The sequence below is a fragment of the Acidaminococcus fermentans genome (genome assembly GCF_009696675.1).
GTDB lineage: Bacteria > Bacillota > Negativicutes > Acidaminococcales > Acidaminococcaceae > Acidaminococcus.
In genome coordinates, this window is sequence record NZ_VULN01000015.1 from 38,855 (window position 1) to 58,773 (window position 19,919).

General features: G+C 56.3%; 22 protein-coding genes and 1 pseudogene. 14 read left to right on the top strand and 9 right to left on the bottom strand.

Annotated features, from left to right (window positions below):
• Window positions 1-21 precede the first annotated feature (21 nt).
• The 6 genes from FX155_RS09825 to tsaD all read left to right on the top strand — a co-directional run bounded on the left by FX155_RS09825 (window position 22) and on the right by tsaD (window position 5,639).
• Window positions 22-1,155, top strand: coding sequence for an acyl-CoA dehydrogenase family protein (locus FX155_RS09825; protein WP_022487332.1), 1,134 nt, complete (start codon window positions 22-24; stop codon window positions 1,153-1,155).
• A gap of 163 nt (window positions 1,156-1,318) precedes the next feature.
• Window positions 1,319-2,878, top strand: coding sequence for a phosphoenolpyruvate carboxykinase (ATP) (gene pckA, locus FX155_RS09830; protein WP_154488554.1), 1,560 nt, complete (start codon window positions 1,319-1,321; stop codon window positions 2,876-2,878).
• 118 nt (window positions 2,879-2,996) lie between these two features.
• Window positions 2,997-3,476, top strand: coding sequence for a tRNA (adenosine(37)-N6)-threonylcarbamoyltransferase complex ATPase subunit type 1 TsaE (gene tsaE / locus FX155_RS09835; protein WP_154488555.1), 480 nt, complete (start codon window positions 2,997-2,999; stop codon window positions 3,474-3,476).
• Between the two features lie 4 nt (window positions 3,477-3,480).
• Entirely contained in the window at window positions 3,481-4,182 is a 702-nt protein-coding gene (gene tsaB, locus FX155_RS09840; protein WP_302575224.1) for a tRNA (adenosine(37)-N6)-threonylcarbamoyltransferase complex dimerization subunit type 1 TsaB, read from the top strand.
• The gene (rimI, locus tag FX155_RS09845) at window positions 4,152-4,607 is read left to right on the top strand and encodes a ribosomal protein S18-alanine N-acetyltransferase (RefSeq protein ID WP_022487327.1); all 456 of its coding nucleotides are present in this window, start codon (window positions 4,152-4,154) and stop codon (window positions 4,605-4,607) included. Before tsaB ends, rimI begins: the two co-directional genes overlap by 31 nt.
• 12 nt (window positions 4,608-4,619) lie before the next feature.
• Window positions 4,620-5,639: a tRNA (adenosine(37)-N6)-threonylcarbamoyltransferase complex transferase subunit TsaD gene (gene tsaD, locus FX155_RS09850; RefSeq protein WP_154488557.1), complete on the top strand. Its 1,020-nt coding sequence runs from the start codon at window positions 4,620-4,622 to the stop codon at window positions 5,637-5,639.
• 36 nt (window positions 5,640-5,675) lie between these two features.
• On the opposite strand, the gene FX155_RS09855 is transcribed toward tsaD, so the two are convergent.
• From FX155_RS09855 to FX155_RS09865, 3 genes are all read right to left on the bottom strand, one after another.
• Window positions 5,676-6,887 carry an FprA family A-type flavoprotein gene (locus FX155_RS09855; RefSeq protein WP_154488558.1) on the bottom strand — a complete coding sequence of 404 codons (1,212 nt, stop codon included), beginning with the start codon at window positions 6,885-6,887 and terminating at the stop codon, window positions 5,676-5,678.
• A gap of 16 nt (window positions 6,888-6,903) precedes the next feature.
• Entirely contained in the window at window positions 6,904-8,811 is a 1,908-nt protein-coding gene (locus FX155_RS11700) for an acyl-CoA dehydrogenase family protein (protein ID WP_154488559.1), read from the bottom strand.
• A 138-nt stretch (window positions 8,812-8,949) separates the two neighbouring features.
• Window positions 8,950-9,846, bottom strand: coding sequence for a LysR family transcriptional regulator (locus FX155_RS09865; RefSeq protein ID WP_154488560.1), 897 nt, complete (start codon window positions 9,844-9,846; stop codon window positions 8,950-8,952).
• A gap of 112 nt (window positions 9,847-9,958) precedes the next feature.
• On the opposite strand from FX155_RS09865, the gene FX155_RS09870 reads away from it, so the two are divergent.
• The 6 genes and pseudogenes from FX155_RS09870 (at window position 9,959) to FX155_RS09895 (ending at window position 13,718) form a co-directional block, all read left to right on the top strand.
• Window positions 9,959-10,378, top strand: a complete 420-nt coding sequence (locus tag FX155_RS09870) for a cupin domain-containing protein (RefSeq protein WP_022487322.1) — start codon at window positions 9,959-9,961, stop codon at window positions 10,376-10,378.
• A 107-nt stretch (window positions 10,379-10,485) separates the two neighbouring features.
• A pseudogene (locus FX155_RS09875) lies at window positions 10,486-10,821 on the top strand (carboxymuconolactone decarboxylase family protein); the annotation flags it as partial.
• Window positions 10,822-10,825: 4 nt separating this feature from the next.
• Window positions 10,826-11,053, top strand: a complete 228-nt coding sequence (locus FX155_RS09880; protein ID WP_022487320.1) for a hypothetical protein — start codon at window positions 10,826-10,828, stop codon at window positions 11,051-11,053.
• 35 nt (window positions 11,054-11,088) lie between these two features.
• Window positions 11,089-11,589, top strand: coding sequence for a flavodoxin (locus FX155_RS09885; RefSeq protein ID WP_154488561.1), 501 nt, complete (start codon window positions 11,089-11,091; stop codon window positions 11,587-11,589).
• A gap of 73 nt (window positions 11,590-11,662) precedes the next feature.
• Window positions 11,663-13,003 carry an SGNH/GDSL hydrolase family protein gene (locus tag FX155_RS09890; protein WP_154488562.1) on the top strand — a complete coding sequence of 447 codons (1,341 nt, stop codon included), beginning with the start codon at window positions 11,663-11,665 and terminating at the stop codon, window positions 13,001-13,003.
• An 82-nt stretch (window positions 13,004-13,085) separates the two neighbouring features.
• Complete coding sequence (locus tag FX155_RS09895; RefSeq protein WP_154488563.1) at window positions 13,086-13,718, top strand: flavodoxin; 633 nt, start codon at window positions 13,086-13,088, stop codon at window positions 13,716-13,718.
• Window positions 13,719-13,754: 36 nt separating this feature from the next.
• Here FX155_RS09895 and FX155_RS09900 read toward each other — a convergent pair whose 3' ends face one another.
• The 5 genes from FX155_RS09900 to FX155_RS09920 all read right to left on the bottom strand — a co-directional run bounded on the left by FX155_RS09900 (window position 13,755) and on the right by FX155_RS09920 (window position 17,737).
• On the bottom strand, window positions 13,755-13,895 hold the full coding sequence (locus tag FX155_RS09900) for a FeoB-associated Cys-rich membrane protein (RefSeq protein ID WP_022487316.1): 141 nt from the start codon (window positions 13,893-13,895) through the stop codon (window positions 13,755-13,757).
• Window positions 13,896-14,016: 121 nt separating this feature from the next.
• The gene (feoB, locus tag FX155_RS09905; RefSeq protein WP_022487315.1) at window positions 14,017-16,182 is read right to left on the bottom strand and encodes a ferrous iron transport protein B; all 2,166 of its coding nucleotides are present in this window, start codon (window positions 16,180-16,182) and stop codon (window positions 14,017-14,019) included.
• A gap of 73 nt (window positions 16,183-16,255) precedes the next feature.
• The gene (locus FX155_RS09910) at window positions 16,256-16,483 is read right to left on the bottom strand and encodes a FeoA family protein (RefSeq protein WP_022487314.1); all 228 of its coding nucleotides are present in this window, start codon (window positions 16,481-16,483) and stop codon (window positions 16,256-16,258) included.
• Between the two features lie 19 nt (window positions 16,484-16,502).
• Window positions 16,503-16,715: a FeoA family protein gene (locus tag FX155_RS09915; RefSeq protein WP_022487313.1), complete on the bottom strand. Its 213-nt coding sequence runs from the start codon at window positions 16,713-16,715 to the stop codon at window positions 16,503-16,505.
• A gap of 125 nt (window positions 16,716-16,840) precedes the next feature.
• The gene (locus tag FX155_RS09920; protein WP_022487312.1) at window positions 16,841-17,737 is read right to left on the bottom strand and encodes a DUF368 domain-containing protein; all 897 of its coding nucleotides are present in this window, start codon (window positions 17,735-17,737) and stop codon (window positions 16,841-16,843) included.
• Between the two features lie 229 nt (window positions 17,738-17,966).
• On the opposite strand from FX155_RS09920, the gene map reads away from it, so the two are divergent.
• Window positions 17,967-18,785 carry a type I methionyl aminopeptidase gene (map, locus tag FX155_RS09925; RefSeq protein ID WP_022487311.1) on the top strand — a complete coding sequence of 273 codons (819 nt, stop codon included), beginning with the start codon at window positions 17,967-17,969 and terminating at the stop codon, window positions 18,783-18,785.
• Between the two features lie 29 nt (window positions 18,786-18,814).
• Window positions 18,815-19,330, top strand: a complete 516-nt coding sequence (locus FX155_RS09930; RefSeq protein WP_022487310.1) for a nitroreductase family protein — start codon at window positions 18,815-18,817, stop codon at window positions 19,328-19,330.
• 44 nt (window positions 19,331-19,374) lie between these two features.
• Here the strand turns inward: FX155_RS09930 and FX155_RS09935 are convergent, their stop codons facing one another.
• Window positions 19,375-19,905: a cysteine hydrolase family protein gene (locus FX155_RS09935; RefSeq protein WP_022487309.1), complete on the bottom strand. Its 531-nt coding sequence runs from the start codon at window positions 19,903-19,905 to the stop codon at window positions 19,375-19,377.
• Window positions 19,906-19,919: the final 14 nt, after the last annotated feature.

The following is a 19,919-nucleotide window of genomic DNA, read 5'->3' on the forward strand; positions in this document are numbered from 1 at the left end:
CCATAAAACAGGAGGACCCTTATGGATTTCGCATTAACCGAAGAGCAACAGGAATTGCAGGCGATGGTGAAGGATTTCGTGGATAAGGAAATCGTTCCCTATACCGAAGAAATGGACCGGGAAAATCATGCAAGACCGGAAATCTTCAAGAAGGCAGGGGATATGGGCCTGCTGAACCTGGTTGTTCCGGAAGAATACGGCGGGCCTGGACTGGACAGCATTACTATTGCCACCATCTATGAAGAACTGGGCAAAGGCTGCGCCGGCATCGCCACCTCCATTGCCGCCAATGCACTGGCTTCCTATCCCATTCTGCTGGCTGGCAATGAAGAACAGAAAAAATATCAGTGCGACCTGCTCAACGACGGGAAACTGGCCGCCTTCGCCCTTACCGAACCGGGAGCCGGTTCTGATGCCGGGGCTGTGGCCACCAAAGCCGTGAAAGACGGGGATCACTATGTACTGAACGGGAACAAAGTGTTCATCACCAACGGGGGTATTGCCGACAGCTTCCTGGTGTTCGCCAACACCCGGAAAACCGGCGGCATCCGGGGTCTGACCGCTTTCATCGTTCCCAAAGACACTCCGGGCTTCAGCGTGGGCCGGAAAGAAGACAAAATGGGGATCCGTCCCTCCAACACCTGTGAACTGATCCTGGAAGATGTGGTGGTTCCGGAATCCATGCGGGTGGGCCGGGAAGGCCAGGGCTTCCGCATTGCCATGAACACTCTGGACAGCGCCCGTCCTTTCGTGGCCGCTGTGGCTGTGGGGCTGGCCCAGTCCTGTCTGGACATTGCCGCCCATTACGCCCGGGAACGGAGACAGTTCGGCCAGCCCATCGCTTCCTTCCAGATGGTCCAGGCCATGATCGCCGATATGGCCATGAAAGTGGAAACCGCCCGTCTCATGGTCCACAAAGCCTGCTGGATGCGTGACCAGGGCGTGGAATTCGGCAAGGAAGCAGCCATGAGCAAATGCTTCGCTTCCGATGTGGCCATGGAAGTGGCTACCGATGCGGTCCAGATCATGGGCGGCTACGGCTATATGAAAGATTATCCCATGGAAAAGAAAATGCGGGATGCCAAGATCCTCCAGATCTACGAAGGCACCAACCAGATCCAGCGGATGGTCATTGCAAACAAGATTCTGTACTGAGGAAAAGGGGTTGCTGCGTGGGCAGCAGCCCTTTTCTGCTGTAATTTTCTGAATACCGCTGTTGTCAAGGCAGGCAAAATATCTTATAATGTTCTATGTATACAATAAAGCGGCTCCTCCGTCTATGGAGTCCAATCGATGGATATAGGAGAGGAAAAAACAAATGATCAGTGCCGGATTGTTAGCGGAAGCGAAAGAAACTGTAAGAGATTTGAGCGTTCGTGAATTGATTGAAGAAGCCATCCGTAACGGAGAAGGGACCTTTTCCGACCGGGGTGCGCTGCGGGTAACCACCGGGACCCATACGGGCCGTTCTCCCAAGGACAAATTCATTGTGGACACCCCTCTGACCCATGATGTGGTGAACTGGAACAACAACCAGCCCTGCAGCCAGGAAACTTTCGACCGGCTCTATGCCAAATGCGAAGAATTCATCAAGACCCACAAGGTCTATGTGAAGAACGTGAAGGCGGGGGCAGACCCCAAATACCAGATCCGGGTGAAATTCATCAACGAAATGGCCTGGCAGACCGTTTTCGTCAGCCAGCTGTTCATCAAGACCGATGAACCCAGCACCGTCCAGGAAGATTTCACGGTAATCTCCCTGCCCAGCGTGGAAGCGGATCCGGCCACGGACCATACCCATTCTGAAACCTTCATCATCCTGAACTTCGACAAGAAAGTGGTCCTGATCGGCGGTGGCATGTACGCCGGGGAACTGAAGAAATCCATTTTCTCCGTGATGAACTACCTGCTGCCCCGTCAGGGCATCCTGACCATGCACTGTTCCTGCAACGAAGGGAACAAAGGAGATGTGGCCCTGTTCTTCGGCCTGTCCGGTACCGGCAAGACCACCCTGTCCGCCGATCCTCAGCGTTCCCTGATCGGGGATGACGAACACGGCTGGGGAGACAACGGGGTGTTCAATATCGAAGGGGGCTGCTATGCCAAGTGCATCGACCTGACGGAAGACAGCCAGCCGGAAATTTACCGGGCTGTCCGGTTCGGTGCGGTAATGGAAAACGTGGTGGTGGATCCCAAGAACGGGGTGCCGGATTTCTCCGACAACAGCATTACGGAAAACACCCGGGTGGCTTATCCCCTGAACTACATCCCCAACGCCAAGCTGCCCAGCATGGCCGGCCATCCCAAGAACATCATCTTCCTGACCGCCGATGCTTTCGGGGTGCTGCCTCCCATCTCCAAACTCACCAAAGAACAGGCCATGTACCATTATCTTACCGGCTACACCAGCAAGGTGGCCGGTACGGAACGGGGAATCACGGAACCCCAGGCCACCTTCTCTACGGCCTTCGGGGCGCCTTTCCTGCCGCTGCCTCCCCTGACCTATGCCAAGCTGCTGGGAGAACGGATCGCCAAGCATGAAACCAACGTGTACCTGGTGAACACCGGCTGGAGCGGCGGCCCCTACGGGGTTGGCAAACGGATGAAGCTGGCCTACACCCGGGCCATGATCCACGCGGCTCTGGACGGGGAACTGGGCAAGGAAGGCTGGACCACCATGCCCATGTTCGGGGTCTCCATCCCCAAATCCTGCCCCAATGTGCCCAGCAACGTGCTGAATCCCCGGAGCACATGGGAAGACAAGGGAGCTTACGACGAAACCGCCCGGAAACTGGCCCGTCTCTTCCAGGAAAACTTCAAGAAATTCCAGGGAGAAGTAACCGAAGACATCGCCTCCGCCGGACCGGTGGTGAAATAAGCGGGAAGGGGGAGCTTTCCCCTATTGACCATTGACAAAAAAAGAGGGACGCAGGTGCGTCCCTCTTTTTTTTATGCTATAATTATAAATTGCAATGAACTGGAAGGACGGTGAGTGTATGGCGGAAACTGTCTATTGTGCGGATACGGCGGCCACAGAGACTCTGGGACGGAACCTGGGGGCTCTGTGCCGGGAAGGGGATGTGTTCCTGCTGAACGGAGACCTGGGGACCGGCAAGACCTGTCTGGTGACCGCAGCCTCCACGGCTCTGGGAGTGGATCCTCAGGAAGTCACCTCCCCTACTTTTTCCCTGATGAATGTGTACCATGGGAAGACGCTGAACATCAAGCATTTCGACCTGTACCGGATCAACTGGCCGGAAGAACTGGAAGACATCGGGTTCTCTGAATATGCCGGGGGAGACGGGGTCACATTCATCGAATGGGCGGAACTGTTTCCGGACTATATGCCGGAAGAAAATCTGGAACTGAAATTTACCCGCAAGGGTGAGGGACGGGAAGTGGAACTGCTCCCTCACGGCAGACGGTATGAGGAATTGGCCCGGGCGCTCCTTGCTCCCAAGGGCCGGGAAGGTTGAAATCGTGCTGACATTGGGAATTGATACGGCGACCCGGGTGTGTTCCGTGGCCGTCTGTGACGGAAAGAAAATCCTGGGGAGCCTGGATGTGAATGTGGGGCTTACCCATTCTGAAGGTCTGGTGCCCCAGCTGGAAACCCTGCTGGCCATGGCCCGGGTGAAAAAAGAGGATCTGGACCTTTTGGCGGTAAGCCGGGGCCCGGGTTCTTTCACCGGTCTGCGGATCGGTATGGCCACTGCAGAAGCCATGGCCTACGCCCTGGAACGGCCTCTGGTGGCGGTGGATACCCTGGCAGCCATTGCCTATAACCTGCCGGTGGCTGGAGTCCGGTTGACTCCGGTGCTGGATGCCCAGAAGGGGAATCTGTATGTGGGCAGCTACCGGTGGAACGGGGACCATTTGGAAGAAATGGAACCGGTGCGGATTGCACCTGCCAAAGAACTGGCCGCCCAGCTCCAGGAGGGCTCGGAGCCGGCCATCCTTATGGGAGAATGCCACCGGGTGCCCGGGACGGAAGCCTGTGACCGGGTGACCCTGGCCCCGGAAAGCGCCCGGCTGCCCAGAGGGTCTTCCGTGGCCATCCTGGGTGCGGCCCAATATGTGCCGGAAGGGGACATCCACAGCTATTTCGGTATGGATCCTTTCTACATTCGCCGGTCGGAAGCGGAGGAACTATGGGAAAAGAGACATCCGGAAGGACGGTAAGACCTCTGACCCGGGAAGATCTGCCCTGGCTGCTGCCTCTGGACGCAGGATCCTTCGGAGAACCCTGGACAGAAGAAACCTGGGGGGACGAACTGGAAGGCCGGCTGAGCCATTACATCGCCCTGGAAGAAGGAGGAGTGCCGGTGGCTTTCGGGGGCTTCTGGCTGGTGGCGGGAGAAGCCCAAGTCATGCGCCTGGCGGTGGATCCCCGGCGCCGGGGAGAAAAACTGGGGCTGGCCCTGGTGGAAGCCATGGTGGCGGAAGCCCTCCGTCTGGAAGCGGTGGAAATGACCCTGGAAGTCCGGGAAGGGAACACCCCGGCCCGGCGGACCTATGACCATCTGGGCTTTACCGAATGCGGCCGGCGGCCGGGGTATTATGGAGACAACGGGGAAGCGGCGGTGCTTATGCGCCGGGACCTGTAAATCGAGGAGATTATGACGGAAAAAGCAATCAATATATTGGGAATCGAAAGCAGCTGTGACGAAACGGCGGCAGCGGTGATCCGGAACGGACGGGAGGTATTGTCCAATGTGGTATCCACCCAGATCCTGGTCCACCGGAAGTTCGGGGGCGTGGTGCCGGAAATCGCTTCCCGGAAACATATCGAACATGTGATGCCGGTGATCCACAAGGCCCTTACCGACGCCAAAATGACCCTCCAGGACGTGGACGCCATTGCCGTGACCTACGGACCGGGGCTGGTGGGCGCCCTGCTGGTGGGCCTTTCTGCCGCCAAGGGGCTGGCCCTGGGCAGCGGGAAGCCTCTCATCGGGGTGAACCATCTGGAAGGCCATGTATTCGCCAATTTCCTGGCGGATCCGGATCTGAAGCCTCCCTTCCTGGCCCTGGTGGTCAGCGGGGGACATACCTCCCTTCTGGTGGTGGAAGATTACAACACCTTCCGGCTCCTGGGCCAGACCCGGGACGATGCGGCAGGGGAGGCCTTTGACAAAATCGCCCGGTTCATGGGGCTGCCCTATCCGGGAGGCCCGGAAATCGAACGGCTGGCCCGGAACGGGAATCCGGCAGCGGTGGATTTTCCCCGGCCTTTGCTGCCCGGCTGCTATGATTTCAGCTTCAGCGGCCTGAAAAGCGCCGTGATCAACCACATCCATACGGAAGAACAGCGGAAAAGCGGCTTCCGCCGGGAAGATGTGGCGGCCTCCTTCCAGCAGGCCATTGTGGACGTGCTGGTGAAGAAAAGCCAGGAAGCCATCCAGGCCACAGGCCTGAAAAAGATTGTCTTGGCCGGCGGGGTGTCCGCCAACAAATGCCTCCAGGAAGCCCTGGCCCAGGGGGCCCGGGAAGCGGGAGCAGAACTGGTCCATCCCACCCCCATACTCTGCACCGACAACGCGGTGATGATCGGCGTACGGGGCTACTACCAGTATCTGAACCAGGACTTCGCCAACCTGGACCTGAACGCAGATCCCAGTTTGAAGCTGGGGGAATAAAAAAAGGGGCTGTTGCATAAGCAACAGCCCCTTTTTTCACGCTTCTTTCATGGAATTCAAAATGGCATCCACCAGATCGTTCATGCTCCGTTCCTGGCCTCCGGTCATCCGGGAGTTGATGGTCACCCCGTCCTGGAGGACGGTCATGGCCTTCATGTTGTTTTCCAGGAATTCCGTCATGAGACCGCCTACGGTGCAGGCCCAGGATCCGTTTTCGATGATCCCCACGATCCGTTTCTGCAGGTTCAGGGCCTTCATGTCTTCCAGGAAGTTCAGCATCTTGGGATAGATTCCCAGGTTGTAGGTGACGGAAGCCAGCACCAGATGGCTGTATTTGAAGGCATCGGAGATCAGGTAGGAAATGTCCGTTTTGGACACATCGTACATATGGATGTTGGTCATGCCCTTTTCCGCCAGCTTGGCCGCCAGTACGGAAGCAGTGCTTTCGGTGTTGCCGTACATGGAGGCATAGACCAGGAGCACACCTTTTTCTTCCGGTTCATAGGTGGCCCAATGGATGTACTTGTCTACGATGTATTTGATGTTGTTCCGCCATACCGGCCCGTGGAGAGGGCAGATCATCTTGATGTCCAGCTGGCTGGCCTTGCCCAGAAGGTCCATGACGAAGGGTCCGTATTTCCCTACGATGTTGGTGTAGTACCGGCGGGCATCATCCAGCCAGTCCCGGTCGAAGTTCACTTCGTCGTTGAAGATCCGGCCGCCCAGGGCTCCGAAGGAACCGAAGGCATCGGCGGAGAACAGGGTACCGGTGGTCAGGTCGAAGGAGACCATGGCTTCCGGCCAGTGGACCATGGGAGCGGCCACAAAAGCGATGGTGTGCTTCCCGAACTTCTGGGTGTCGCCCTCTTTCACCACGATCTGTTTTTCCCCTTCCACCCGGTAGCCGAACTGGTCCATCAGGGTGAAGGCCTGTTCATTGCTGATCACCGTGGTTTCCGGGTGCCGGAGCAGCACTTCTTCGATGGAAGCCGCATGGTCCGGTTCCACATGGTTGATGATCAGGTAGTCCAGTTTCCGGCCTTTCAGGACCCCTTCCACGTTTTCCAGGAACTGCTTGCATACGGACCAGTCCGCAGTGTCGAACAGCACGGTCTTTTCGTCCAGCAGCAGATAGGAGTTGTAGGAAACGCCCCGGGGAATGGGATGGATGTTTTCAAACAGTGCCAGCCGGCGGTCATCCGCCCCTACCCAGTATAAGTCATTGGTTAATTTTCTTACACATTCCATAGTTATGCTCCTTTTCTCACTTTACGGGTACGAATTCAGTCTTGGCGGAGTTGCACAGCGGGCATACCCAGTCTTCCGGCAGATCCTGGAACTTGGTTCCCGGCTTCACATCCGCATCCGGGTCGCCCAGATCCGGGTTGTATTCATAACCGCAGCCCTTGCAGACATAGCGGCCTTCCGGCATGTCTTTCAGGATCAGAGGTCTCTTCATCTTGACCATGGGAGGAGCGGGTTTCTTGGGCTGGCCGTTGTTCAGGGCCTTGGCCAGGAGCGGCAGGATCACCTTCACGTCCCCTACGATGCCGTAGTCGCAGTTCTTGAAGATGGGGGCCCCGGCGTTGATGTTGATGGCCACAATGGTGGTGGCGTTCTTGATGCCCTTCAGGTGCTGGACTGCACCGGAGATGCCGCAGGCAATGTACAGGTTGCCGTTGAACTTCTGGCCGCTCATGCCCACATACCGGTCAATGGGTACATACTGGAGGGTTTCCGCCACAGGACGGGAGGAACCTACCGCAGCCCCGGCCTGGCGGGCCAGTTCTTCGATCAGCTTCATGTTGGCCTTTTCCCCGATGCCCTTGCCGGCGCTGACCACCCGTTCCGCATCGGAGATGGGAGTATCCAGAGGGATGCCCACGGTAAAGTCATAGCCGTCGTTCTTCAGGGCTTCCACCAGGGCAGCCACCTGTTCTTCCGGGGTGCCGTCCTTGAAGATCTGTTTCTTCCGGGCCCCGGTAATGGCTGCATTCTGCTTGGGAGCGCCCCCATGCTTGGCCACGGACATCTTATCCGTAATGTGGGAGGCAATGACCACCCGCTGGATTTCGTTGGTGCCTTCGTAGATGGTGGTAATCTTGGCATCCCGGTAGAAACGTTCCACATCCATGCCTTTCAGGTAACCGGTGCCGCCGAAGATCTGGAGGGCATCGTTGGTGATGGAGACTGCCGCATCGGAAGCGTACATCTTGGCCATGGCGCTTTCCATGCCGTAATCCTGGTGTTCCTGCTTCAGTTCCGCAGCGCTGTATACCAGGAACCGGGCAACCCGGAGTTTGGTGGCCATATCCGCCAGCTTGAAGGAAACACCCTGGTTCTGGCAGATGGGAGCATTGAACTGGATCCGTTCCTTGGAGTAGTTCAAAGCCGCTTCATAGGCACCCTGGGCGATTCCCAGGGCCTGGGCCGCGATCCCGATCCGGCCGCCGTCCAGGGTAGCCATGGCAATCTTGAAGCCCTGGCCCCGTTTGCCCAGCAGATTTTCCTTGGGCAGCTTCACATTGTTGAAGATCAGTTCCGCCGTGGCAGAAGAACGGATCCCCAGTTTGTCATAATGGTCACCGAAGGTGAAGCCCGGCATGCCTTTTTCCACGATGAAGGCGCTGATGCCCCGAGTGCCTTTCCCCGGTTCAGTGACGGCAAACACCACATAGGTATCGGCTTTCCCTGCGTTGGTGATGAAAATCTTGTTCCCGTTGAGGATCCAGTGGGTACCATCGAATTCCGCGGTGGTTTCCGTTTCCCCGGCGTCAGAACCGGCGTTGGGTTCCGTCAGGCCGAAAGCCCCGATTTTTTTCCCGGAAGCCAGGGGCACCAGGTATTTCCGTTTCTGTTCTTCGGTGCCGAAGGCGAAGATGGGATAGGAGCCCAGGGACACATGGGCGGACAGGATAACACCGGCGCCTCCGTCCACCCGGGCCAGTTCTTCCACGGCAATGGCGTAGCTGATGTAGTCCAGCCCGGCACCGCCATATTCTTTGGGGAAGGGGATGCCCATCCATCCCAGTTCGCCCATTTCTTTGACCTGTTCATCAGGGAACTTGTTTTCCTTGTCCAGCATGAACGCAATGGGTTTGATCTTGGCTTCCGCAAACCCCCGTACTTTGGCGCGGAATTCTTCATGTTCCTGTGTGGTGGTGAATAACATACGCGTACCTCCTCTGTCTTGGAAAATCAGTTTGTCAGAACCTTCAGTTAGTCACAACATACCAATTTAAAAATAAAATTATTTTAATAATAATTCTATCTTTATATGATTCAATGGTACACTTTTCATATACGTTTGTCAATGGGAAAAATCAGAAAGTTTCTGCTTTAACCGGTCCAGGAACACCTGGCTGGACCGGGACAGGAGACGGAACTTCTTCCAGGCCACCAGACTGCCGGCGGATAGGGGCGGATCCAGAGGGATGAATTTCAGCCCCTGGGTTTCGATTTGGAGCAGATTGTCCAGACCCAGAGCATTGATCTGACCGGTACGGACCAGCAGGGATGCGTTGCCGATCAGGTCGAAACGGCCTGCCACCTGGAGATTATCCAGGGTCACCTGACCGCCGGACCAGCGGGAAAAATCAAAGGTCTTCTGGGTGGTCCGGGAGGAAATGAGAAGGGGCATGGCCAGGAGATCTTTGGGGGTCACTTTTTCCAGATGGGCCCAGGGACTGTGGAGACTGGTGACGATGCCCACCCGGTCCGGTTCCGGGAGATGGAGAAAGTTGTATTTTTCCGGGTTGAAGGGTTCGATGAACAGACCAAAATCCAGCAGCCCGTGTTCCAGCCGTTCCTGGACCCCGTCCGCGTTGTTGGTGAACAGTTCGATGGTGAGACTGGGATATTCCTGATGGAGTTCCCCGAAAGTGTCGGTGATCCAATGCATGGCCCGGGTTTCTCCGGCACCGATCCGGATGCAGCCGGAAAGGTCCATGTCGTCTTCCCGGATCTCTTCTTTGGTCTGGTCCACCAGGGCCAGGATCTCTTCTGCCCGCTGGCGCAGGTGCATCCCTTCTTCCGTCAGGGTAGTGCTCCGGTTGGTCCGGACAAAGAGCTTTTTGCCCAGTTCCTTTTCCAGGTCCGCCATCTGCCGGGACAGGGTGGGCTGGGTGACGAACAGCACATTGGCGGCTTCGGTCATGTTCTGTTCCCGGGCCACCGCCAGAAAATATTTCAGGGTACGGATTTCCATGGTTCCCTCCTGCAATAGAAAAAACGCATTTGTAAGTAGTTGCTATAAGTATTATACATCTTAAAGAGTTTGGAATACAATACAGGAAGAACAGGAAAGGAGAGATCAACCTATGGATCTGGAAGAACTGGAAAAAATGAGCCCCTTTGCCCTGGGGGAAGAAAATACGGGCTATGCCCAATATTTTGATGGAAAGAGTTATCTGAATATGCTGACCCTGGAACAGGTGCCCACTGCTGTGGTGACCTTTGAACCGGGCTGCCGGAACCACTGGCACATCCACCATGCAGCCAAAGGAGGGGGACAGATCCTCATCGTCACCGCCGGCCGGGGCTATTACCAGGAATGGGGGAAACCTGCCCGGGAGCTGAAAGCCGGAGACGTGGTGAACATCCCTCCGGAAGTGAAGCACTGGCACGGGGCGGCCCCGGATTCCGCCTTCCAGCACCTTGCCCTGGAAGTGCCCGGAGAAGGCACCAGCAATGAATGGTGTGAAGGGGTGGATCCAGAAGAATACGGGAAACTGAAATAAAAGGAGGCCCCATGGAACGGAAACAATGGTTTTGGCACATGACAGCAGGGATTCTGGCGGTTGTGACGATAAGCGGAATTGGATTGCAGACAGGGGAGGTTTTGGCCATGGAACAGAAAAAAGAACCGGTCAAGGTGGTACAGACTGCAGGACGGGATCAGCTGGGGAGTTTTGCCCCGGATTTTGCCCGGTACAATGATGACATCCTTTTTGGAGAAGTGTGGAGCGCCAACGATAAATTGAGCCTCCACGACCGGAGCCTGGTGACGGTGACGGCTCTTATCGCCCAGGGGCTGACGGACAGCTCCCTCCAGTATCACATGGCCACCGCCAAAAAGAACGGGGTGACCCGGGAAGAAATGGTCCAGGCCATCACCCAGCTGGGGTTCTACGCCGGCTGGCCCAAAGCCTGGGCGGCGTTCCGGTATGCCAAAGAGGTATACGGAAATGAATGAGAAGGAGGCGGAAAGCCTCAAAAAGACGGCACTGAGCCAGGCAGAGCTCCAGGCGGCAGGCTGTCCGGAAGAGACCATCCGGAAGATCCTCCAGGAAAAGAATGACCGGTGCCAGTGCCGGTGTCTCCGCCAGTACCGGAAGGAAATCCTGGCCAAGCTCCACCGGGAGCAGGAGAAACTCACCAATGTGGATTATCTGCTGTACCATATGGAAAAATGACAGCAGGGAGAAGAATAAAGGAAAGCGGGAAAAATATGTCCAAGATGCTGATTGTCTATTATTCCTGGTCCAACGGGAATACGAAAAAGATTGCGGAAGAACTGCAGAAGGCAACCGGGGCCGATCTTGCCAGGATCGATACCCTGAGTGCCTACAAGAATCAAAGCTACGATGAAGTAGTCTGGGAATCGGAAAAGGATATCGCCAAAGGGTACAAGCCGGAACTGGCCCCTCTGTATTTCCACCTGAAGGACTACGACACGGTGGCGGTGGGCACCCCTACCTGGTGGTATACCATGGCTCCGGCCATGAAGACCTTCCTGGAAAGCCAGGATTTCACCGGGAAGAAAGCGACCTTTTTTGCCACCCACGGAGGCTGGCCCGGCCATGCCCTGAAGGATATGGAAAAAGCCTGTAAAGGGGCTTCTTTCGGTCCGGAACTGACCATCCAGTTCGATTCCACCGGCGGCAGCCGTCAGGTGACCAGCCAGGACAAAGTGGAAGAGTGGATCCGGAAAGTACAGGGATGGAAGTAAGCATCCCATTGGCCGCGGTCTGCGCCGCTGGATGTAAAGCAAACAGAGTAAAGCTGTGAAAGGGGAAAGCATCATGGAAAGAAAAATACTGCCCGGCCTGGAAAAAAAGGCCCTGGGCATGAGTCTTCTGGCACTGGCGGCCGTTCCGGTGATCCTGGTCAGTTCCTGTACGGTGCGCCGGGCAGCAGGGCTTTCCCCTGTGGCAGCGATGAACCGCCAGGCAATGGTGGAAGCGTCCCGGGCGAATCTGGGCCTACTCACCTGGCCGGAACAGTTGGATGCTGTCCGGTATGAACTGGAACTTTTGGACGGGATTCCTCTAAATCTGGATCCCGCCCGGGAAGCAGACCATGCCTTATATCGGAACAGCCGGGTCTATTCCGCCCAGGCCCTGCTGCCTCTGGAGGAACTACGGAAGAAACAGACGACCGGCGTCCTGTATTACCGGGTACGGGCTTTTGACCTGGATGGCCGGCCTCTGGGGAACTATTCCCAGCCGGCGGCCGTTGAGAGCAGCCTGCGGAAAGTGGAACGGAATGCCCCGGTGCCTCGGAGCCGGATGGAGGATACCAATGGCTCCCTGCTGCTTTATCCTGTCTATGCCTATACCGGGAACCCGGGAGCAGTCCAGTACGAAGTGGAAGTAACGGACCGGATGCCAGAGAATACGGAAGGGACCGCACCTTCCCGGTATCGGGTCTTTGCCCAGGTCACCTCTCTTACGGATCTGTATGACGAGGCACCCCGGCTGGGGACCTATTACTGGCGGGTCCGGGGCATGGACAAGGAGGGGAATCCGGTGGGCCAGTGGAGCCTGCCCCAGAAGTTCACCACCCTGCCTTCCCGGAAAATCCGGGTGGGCATCTACGGTGACAGCATTTCCCACGGAGGAGGACATCTTTCTTTCAGTCCCGTGGATTATGCCTACAGCTACAGCCATTATCTGGCCTTTCCTACAGTGAACCTTTCGGAAAGCGGGGATACCAGCGCCATGATGGTGGAGCGGTTCGAACGGGATGTGCGGTCCTTCCCTCTGAAGTACCTGCTGATCCTGGGAGGCACCAACAGCCTCCGGGCAGGGGTGCCGGCAGAAGAAGTGATCCATGATCTGGACGAGATCGGCCGGAAGGCGGAAGCCCTGGGTATCCGTCCCATCTATCTCACCCTGCCGCCCATCAATCCCGCCAACATCCAGAAAGCTTTTGACGAACCCACCGCCGACAATTGGCGTCAGTCCTTTGCCCAGGTGAATGCCTACATCCGCAACCGGGACCATATCGACGTGGCGGCCTCCTTTGAAAATGGGGGAGACCTGCCTACGGAACTGGCCCTGGACGGAATCCACGGCGACTGGAATATGAAACAGGAAATGGCTCAGGTGATCAATGAGGGGATGAAAAGATTCGGTGTGTAGGAATCCTAAAACGTTCCTTCTCATGGCAGTGACTGCCGGTATACAATAAAAATAACGTGGAGAAGGTAAGGAGGAAAACAATATGAAGTGGAAAAAAGCAATCTCTATCGTCTGCATGGCGCTGTCTCTGCTGGCGGTTACGGCCTGCGGCGGACAGCAGGCTGCCCAGAATGGCGGGGGCAAGGCAGCGGGTACGGCGGCTGCGGAAAAGGCCCCGGCCAAGGCCAAAAAGGTGCTGGTGGTCTATTACACCAATACCCACCGGACGGAACAGGTGGCCAAGACCATTGCCGGGGAAACCGGCGGGGATCTGTACCTGCTGGATCTGGAAAAGCCCTATACGCCGGCAGATCTGGATTACAACAACAAAAGCGCCCGGGTCTACAAGGAACATGATGACGCCAGTCTGCGGAACGTGGCTCTGAAGAACGCCAAACCGGCCAACTGGCAGGACTATGACACCGTATTCGTGGGCTATCCCATCTGGTGGGGCATTGCCGCCTGGCCCATGGATACCTTCGTAAAGAGCAACGATTTTACCGGCAAGGCGGTGATCCCCTTTGCCACCGCCTACAGTTCCGGCCTGGGCAGCAGCGCCGACCAGCTGAAGGAAATGGCCGGCAGCAAAGGCACCTGGCTCCAGGGACGCTGTTTTACCGGCACCATCCAGGACAGCCAGGTGAAGGACTGGGTGAAGAGTTTGGGAGTGAAATAAAAAACGGGGCTGTTGCTTATGCAACAGCCCCGTTTTTTATTTCTTCCCCCTGCAAAGTCCACAGCTTCCGCAGTTTCCTCCGCAGCAACTTTTCCCTGCCTTGTGGTCTTTGTACATCTTGCGGATCACTGCCGCAACGATGAGAAAGAGCACCAGGCCCACAACAAATGTACCCATAGGTCATTTCTCCTTTTATGCATTGGCAGACGCTTTGCATCTGCCTTCCTTCGGTCGCTGACCGTTGACAGCTGACTGTTGACAAAACGGGGGTGTGGAATCCCCACACCCCCATTATACCTTATTCCGTTACATCCGCCGCATCTTTGATCTGGATTTCTCCGTTGTACTTGGGAGCCGGACGGCACAGCAGGTAGACCATGATGGCCAGTACCACACAGGCGGCTGCCGTACCCAGGGTGAAGGTGCCGGTGGAAACGAAGCTGCCGAACTGATAGAACATCAGGGCCATGCAGTAGGCGAAACCGCACTGGTAGCCGATGGCGATCAGGGTCCAGCGGCCGTTGTTCATTTCCCGTTTGATGGCGCCCATGGCAGCCACACAGGGAGCGCACAGCAGGTTGAACACCAGGAAGGAGTAGGCGCTGAGCACCGAGAAGTCCTGGGCAAAGGTGCCCCAGAATTCCTGGCCGTCTTCTGCGGCATCTGCCAGCCCGTACAGGATCCCGAAGGTCCCTACCAGGTTTTCCTTGGCAATCAGCCCGGTGAAGGCAGCCACAGCAGCTTTCCAGTCACCCCAGCCCAGGGGAGCGAAGATCCAGGCCACTTTGGAACCAATGAAGGCCAGGATACTTTCGTTCAGGGCATCTTCCTCCAGCATGGTGAAGGCACCGTCGTCCCAGCCAAAGCTGGACAGGAACCACACCAGGATGGTGGACAGCAGGATCACAGTGCCGGCCTTCTTGATGAAGGAGGAGCTCCGTTCCCAGACGCTGCGGCCGATGTTCCCCAGGGTGGGCATGTGGTAGGGGGGCAGTTCCATAACGAAGGGAGCCGGATCACCGGCAAACAGTTTGGTCTTTTTCAGGATGATCCCGGAAAGGATGATGGAGAAGATCCCCACAAAGTAAGCGGAAGGAGCCACCCACCATTCTCCGTGGAAGTAAGCCCCGGCGATCAGGGCGATAATGGGCATCTTGGCGGAGCAGGGGATCATGGTGGTGGTCATGATGGTCATCCGCCGGTCGGATTCGTTTTCAATGGTACGGGAAGCCATGATCCCGGGCACGCCGCAGCCGGAGCCGATCAGCATGGGGATGAAGGATTTCCCGGACAGGCCGAACTTCCGGAAAGCCCGGTCCAGGATGAAAGCGATACGGGCCATATAGCCGCAGGCTTCCAAAAAGGCCAGGAAGATGAACAGCACCACCATCTGGGGCACAAAGCCCAGCACGGCGCCCACCCCGGAAATGATTCCGTCCACGATCAGCCCGTCCAGCCAGTCAGCCACTTCCAGGCTTTCCATCAGATCATGGGCAGCCGGGATGATCATGTCTCCAAACAGGGTGTCATTGACCCAGTCCGTAGCATCCGTCCCGATGGTGGTCACCGATACGTAATAGACCAGGAACATAATGGCGGCAAAAATAGGGAGGGCCAGCCACCGGTTGGTGACGATCTTGTCGATTTTATCGGAGGTGGTCAGTTTGCCTTTGCTCTTTTTGATGTTGCATTCATGGATAATGGAGCTGATGTATTTGTACCGTTCGTTGGTGATGATGCTTTCCGCATCGTCGTCCATTTCCTGTTCCACCGCTTCAATGTCCCCGTCGATGTGGTCGATGACGGACTGGGGCAGCTTCAAGGCTTCTTGGACTTTTTCATCCCGTTCGAACAGTTTGATGCCATACCACCGTTCCTGATGGGCCGGGAGCATTCCCTGGGTGGCTTCTTCAATGTGGGCCAGGGCGTGTTCCACAGGGCCGTCGAAGGAATGTCTGGCCACCATCACCTGCTGGTGTTTGGCCACCTTGGCGGCCAGGTCTGCGGCTTCCTTGATCCCTTCCCCGGTACGGGCGGAGATTTCGATCACCTGACAGCCCATTTTCTGGGACAGCTTGTCGATATTGATGATGTCCCCGTTTTTCCGGACCATGTCCATCATGTTTACGGCCATCACCATGGGGATCCCCAGTTCAGCCAGCTGGGTGCTGAGATACAGGTTCCGTTCCAGGTTGGTCCCGTCCACAATGTTTAGGATGGCATCCGGCCGTTCCTTGACCAGATAGGTCCGGGAAACCACTTCTTCCAGGGTGTAGGGGGAGAGGGAATAAATGCCGGGCAGGTCCTGGATGATCACATCCGGATGGCCCATGAGTTTTCCTTCTTTTTTCTCAACGGTAACCCCGGGCCAGTTCCCGACGAACTGATTGGAACCCGTCAGGGCGTTGAACAGGGTGGTCTTGCCGGTATTGGGGTTCCCGGCAAGGGCAATCTTGAATTCCATAAATCGTGACCTTCTTTCCCATCTATTACTAATTTTAAAATCAGTTAGAAAAAGCTAATAAAAAGATAAAAAATTACAGTTCTTTCACTTCCACCATTTCCGCATCGGCTTTTCGCAGGGACAGTTCATAGCCCCGCACGTTGAGTTCCACCGGATCTCCCAGAGGCGCCACCTTCCGGATGTGCACCGGAGTCCCTTTGGTGATGCCCATATCCATGATCCGGCGCTTGATGGCTCCGGTGCCATGGAGTTTTACCACTTCGTAATCTTTGCCTGTCAAGGCGTCTTTCAGAGTTGTCATTCTGATGTTCCTCCTGCTGTTACTGTACTGTGATTTTGGCGGCCATTTCCATACTGATGGCCACCCGGGATTCCCGGATGTTCAGGATCAGCCCGCTGGGGGTATGCTGGACAATGGAGATCACCGCACCCTGGGTGATGCCCAGGTTTTCCAGGTGGGTACGGACCTTGGGGGAACCGCCTACCCGCAGGACGGTCAGGTCCCTGCCAGCGTCGGCAAATGTCAAAGGCATGATGCTACCTCTTTTCACAATTTATTTATGAAACCTAATCCTCATACGTGATATGTTAGCACACACTAACGAAAGAGTCAACAAAAATAGCAAAAAAGGGCTGTTGCTCATGCAACAGCCCTTTTTTATTCCTCCGGCTTCAGTTTCTTTTCCGTAAACGCCTTCAATCCATTGAGGGCTGCCAGGAACACGCCGCCCATGAGGAACCAGAAAATGTGGAAAGTTTCCCAGGTCATGGCAGGCTGGGGCACTTTCAGGGTGGTGGGGCCCTGGGCAATGGCGTACAGGGATCCGACCATCAGCCCAAGGATGAAGTACACCATGGCGGCCCGGTGGTTGTCCAGGGCGTTCTTCACCAGCTTGATGATCCCTACGATCCCGGCCAGCACCCCAAATCCGAAGATGCACAGCACCGGGAAATAGGACAGGTTCATGTGGAGGAATTCCTTGATAGCGCTGATGATGGGCACATACAGCCCGAAAATAAGCAGCATGGTGGATCCGGAAATCCCCGGCAGCACCATGGCACAGATGGCGATCATGGCACAGACGAAAATGTATCCGCCCAAAAAGGGCGTCAGATGGGCGATTTCCACATTGGTACCCTGGCCACCGGTGGGGTTCACTGCAGCAATCACCAGTACCAGCACGATCCCCAGGATCATGTAGATGATCCTGCTGGTACGCCGGAGGCATTCCTTTTCTTCCTTGATAATGAGGGGCAGGGAGAAAATGGAGAAGCCCAGGAACAGGGAACTGAGCTCATAGATCCGGCTGGTGAACAGACTGGCAATCACCAGCACCGAAGATCCCATGCCGATGAACCAGCCCATGCCCAGCTTGGCCAGGAACCGGATGCCCTCCCGCTTCAGCTCCCGGCTGCCGTGGGTGAGTACATACAGGGAACTGATGAATTCATCATAGAAACCCAGTACAAAGGCGATGGTACCGCCGGATACCCCGGGGACGCTGTCGGCCAGGGCCATGCAGAAGCCCCGGACCATGTTCAGGAACAGATCCATAGTAGTTCATCCTTTCTGGGGCCAGGCCCCTCTGTCTTTTCCTTATTATAAGCAATGGGGTTAAACAATTCCGAAACAAACAGGAAAAAAATCGGCAAGATTTGTGTTATAATGATTCATCGGACTGACTGTTTAGCCGGTCCGGACAATGAGACTCTATTATATCGTATTTTGGAAGAAAATAGAATAGCGCAGGGAAATCTCTTTTCCGCGCAAAGGAGGATGCAGGTTGGACAGAAGCGAACTGAAACTGAAACTGATGGAATATGCCGCCAAAGGCTATGAAGTGCCCCGGATGGACATGATCAAGACTCCGGAACAGATCGAAGGGATCCGGAAAGCCGGAAAGGTGAATTCAGAAGTGCTGGATGCGGTGGAAAAAAACATCAAAGTGGGGATGACCACCGACGACATCAACACCATTGTGTATGATACCACGGTGAAGCTCCACGCCATTCCCGCCTGCCTGAACTACGAAGGTTTCCCCAAATCCGTGTGCACCTCCGTCAACGACGTGATCTGCCACGGGATCCCGGATCCCAACCAGGTGCTGAAAAGCGGGGACATTGTGAACGTGGACGCCACCACCATTTTCGACGGTTATGTGGGGGATGCCTCCCGGATGTTCATGCTGGGCCGGGTGCCGGCGGAACGGAAGAACCTGGTGGGCATTACCAAAGAATGCCTGAAGCGGGGCATGGAAAACGCCGTAGGCTGGAAGAACACCCTGGGGGACATCGGGGCGGCCATCCAGAGCTTTGCCCAGAAACACGGATGCAGCGTGGTCCGGGAATTCGGCGGCCATGGTGTGGGACTGGAAATGCACGAAGATCCCTTTGTGTCCCATGTGGGGAAACGGAAAACCGGTATGCTGCTGGTGCCGGGCATGGTGATCACCATCGAACCCATGATCAACGCCGGCACGCCGGAACTGTGGATCGACGAACTGAACGGCTGGACCGTCCACACCGCTGACGGCAAAGACAGCGCCCAGTGGGAACACACCCTCCTGATCACAGAAGGGGAACCGGAAGTGCTGAGCTGGTAAGCCATCAAAAAACGAAAGGATGAAAGAAAATGACCTTCATGGACCTGGCCAAAGCCAGATATTCTGTACGGAAATTCAGTGATAAACCCATCGAAAAAGAAAAAATGGACGCCATCCTGGAAGCGGGACGGATCGCGCCCACCGGCCACAACTATCAGCCCTACCGGGTGTACGTGCTCCAGAGCCCAGAAGCCCTGGAAAAGATCCGGGGACTGACCCGGTGCGCCTTCAATGCACCGGTGGTGCTCATGGTCACCGTCCGGAAGGACGAGGAATGGGTGAACCCCTTTGAACACAGCATCCGTGCCGGGGAACAGGACGCCAGCATTGTGGCCACCCATATGATGCTGGAAGCCTGGGAACAGGGCATCGGATCCTGCTGGGTGAACTACTTCCCGGTGACCCAGACCGCCGATGCCTTCGGCCTGGAACTGAACGAAGTACCCCTGCTGCTCATGCCCATGGGCTACGCCGCAGAAGGAGTCCACGCCGCCCATCTCCACACGGAACGGAGAAGCAACGAGGAATTGGTGAAGGTGCTGTAAAAAACGGGGCTGTTGCGTATGTGCAACAGCCCCATTTCTTTTTTTTATTCCACCACCACCTGACAGCTCCTCATGGTGGCGAGGGCCGCCTGATGGCTTTCTTCCGTTACTCCTGCACAGCATTGGCTGTCCACCCGGATCTCCACTTCCGGCAGGGCCGCCTTCAGCAGCAGGGCGTTGCTCACTACGCAGATGTCCGTGCACAGGCCAATGAGCTCGATGCTCTGGATGGGCTGCTTCCGGTTCAGTTCCTTCAGGTCTTCCGCCAGTTTCACCGAACCGAAGGAGGGCTTCTGGATCACCGGCCAGTGATGTTCCTGCTGGAGTTTTTCCAGGGCCGGGATCAGTTTCCAGCCCGGGGTCCCCTTGATGCAGTGCTTCACCGGCAGCCGTTTTCCTTCCTGGGTCTCCAGGTAATCCTCCCCGTGGGTATCCTGGGTGAAAATCACCTTCCCGGGGAAATGGGCCACCTTCCTCAGCACCGCCGGGGTAATGGCCTGGGCCGCTTCCGACCCCAGGCTCCCGCCCACAAAGTCATTCTGCATATCCACCACGATCAAAAAACGGTTTTCCATACCAACCACATCCT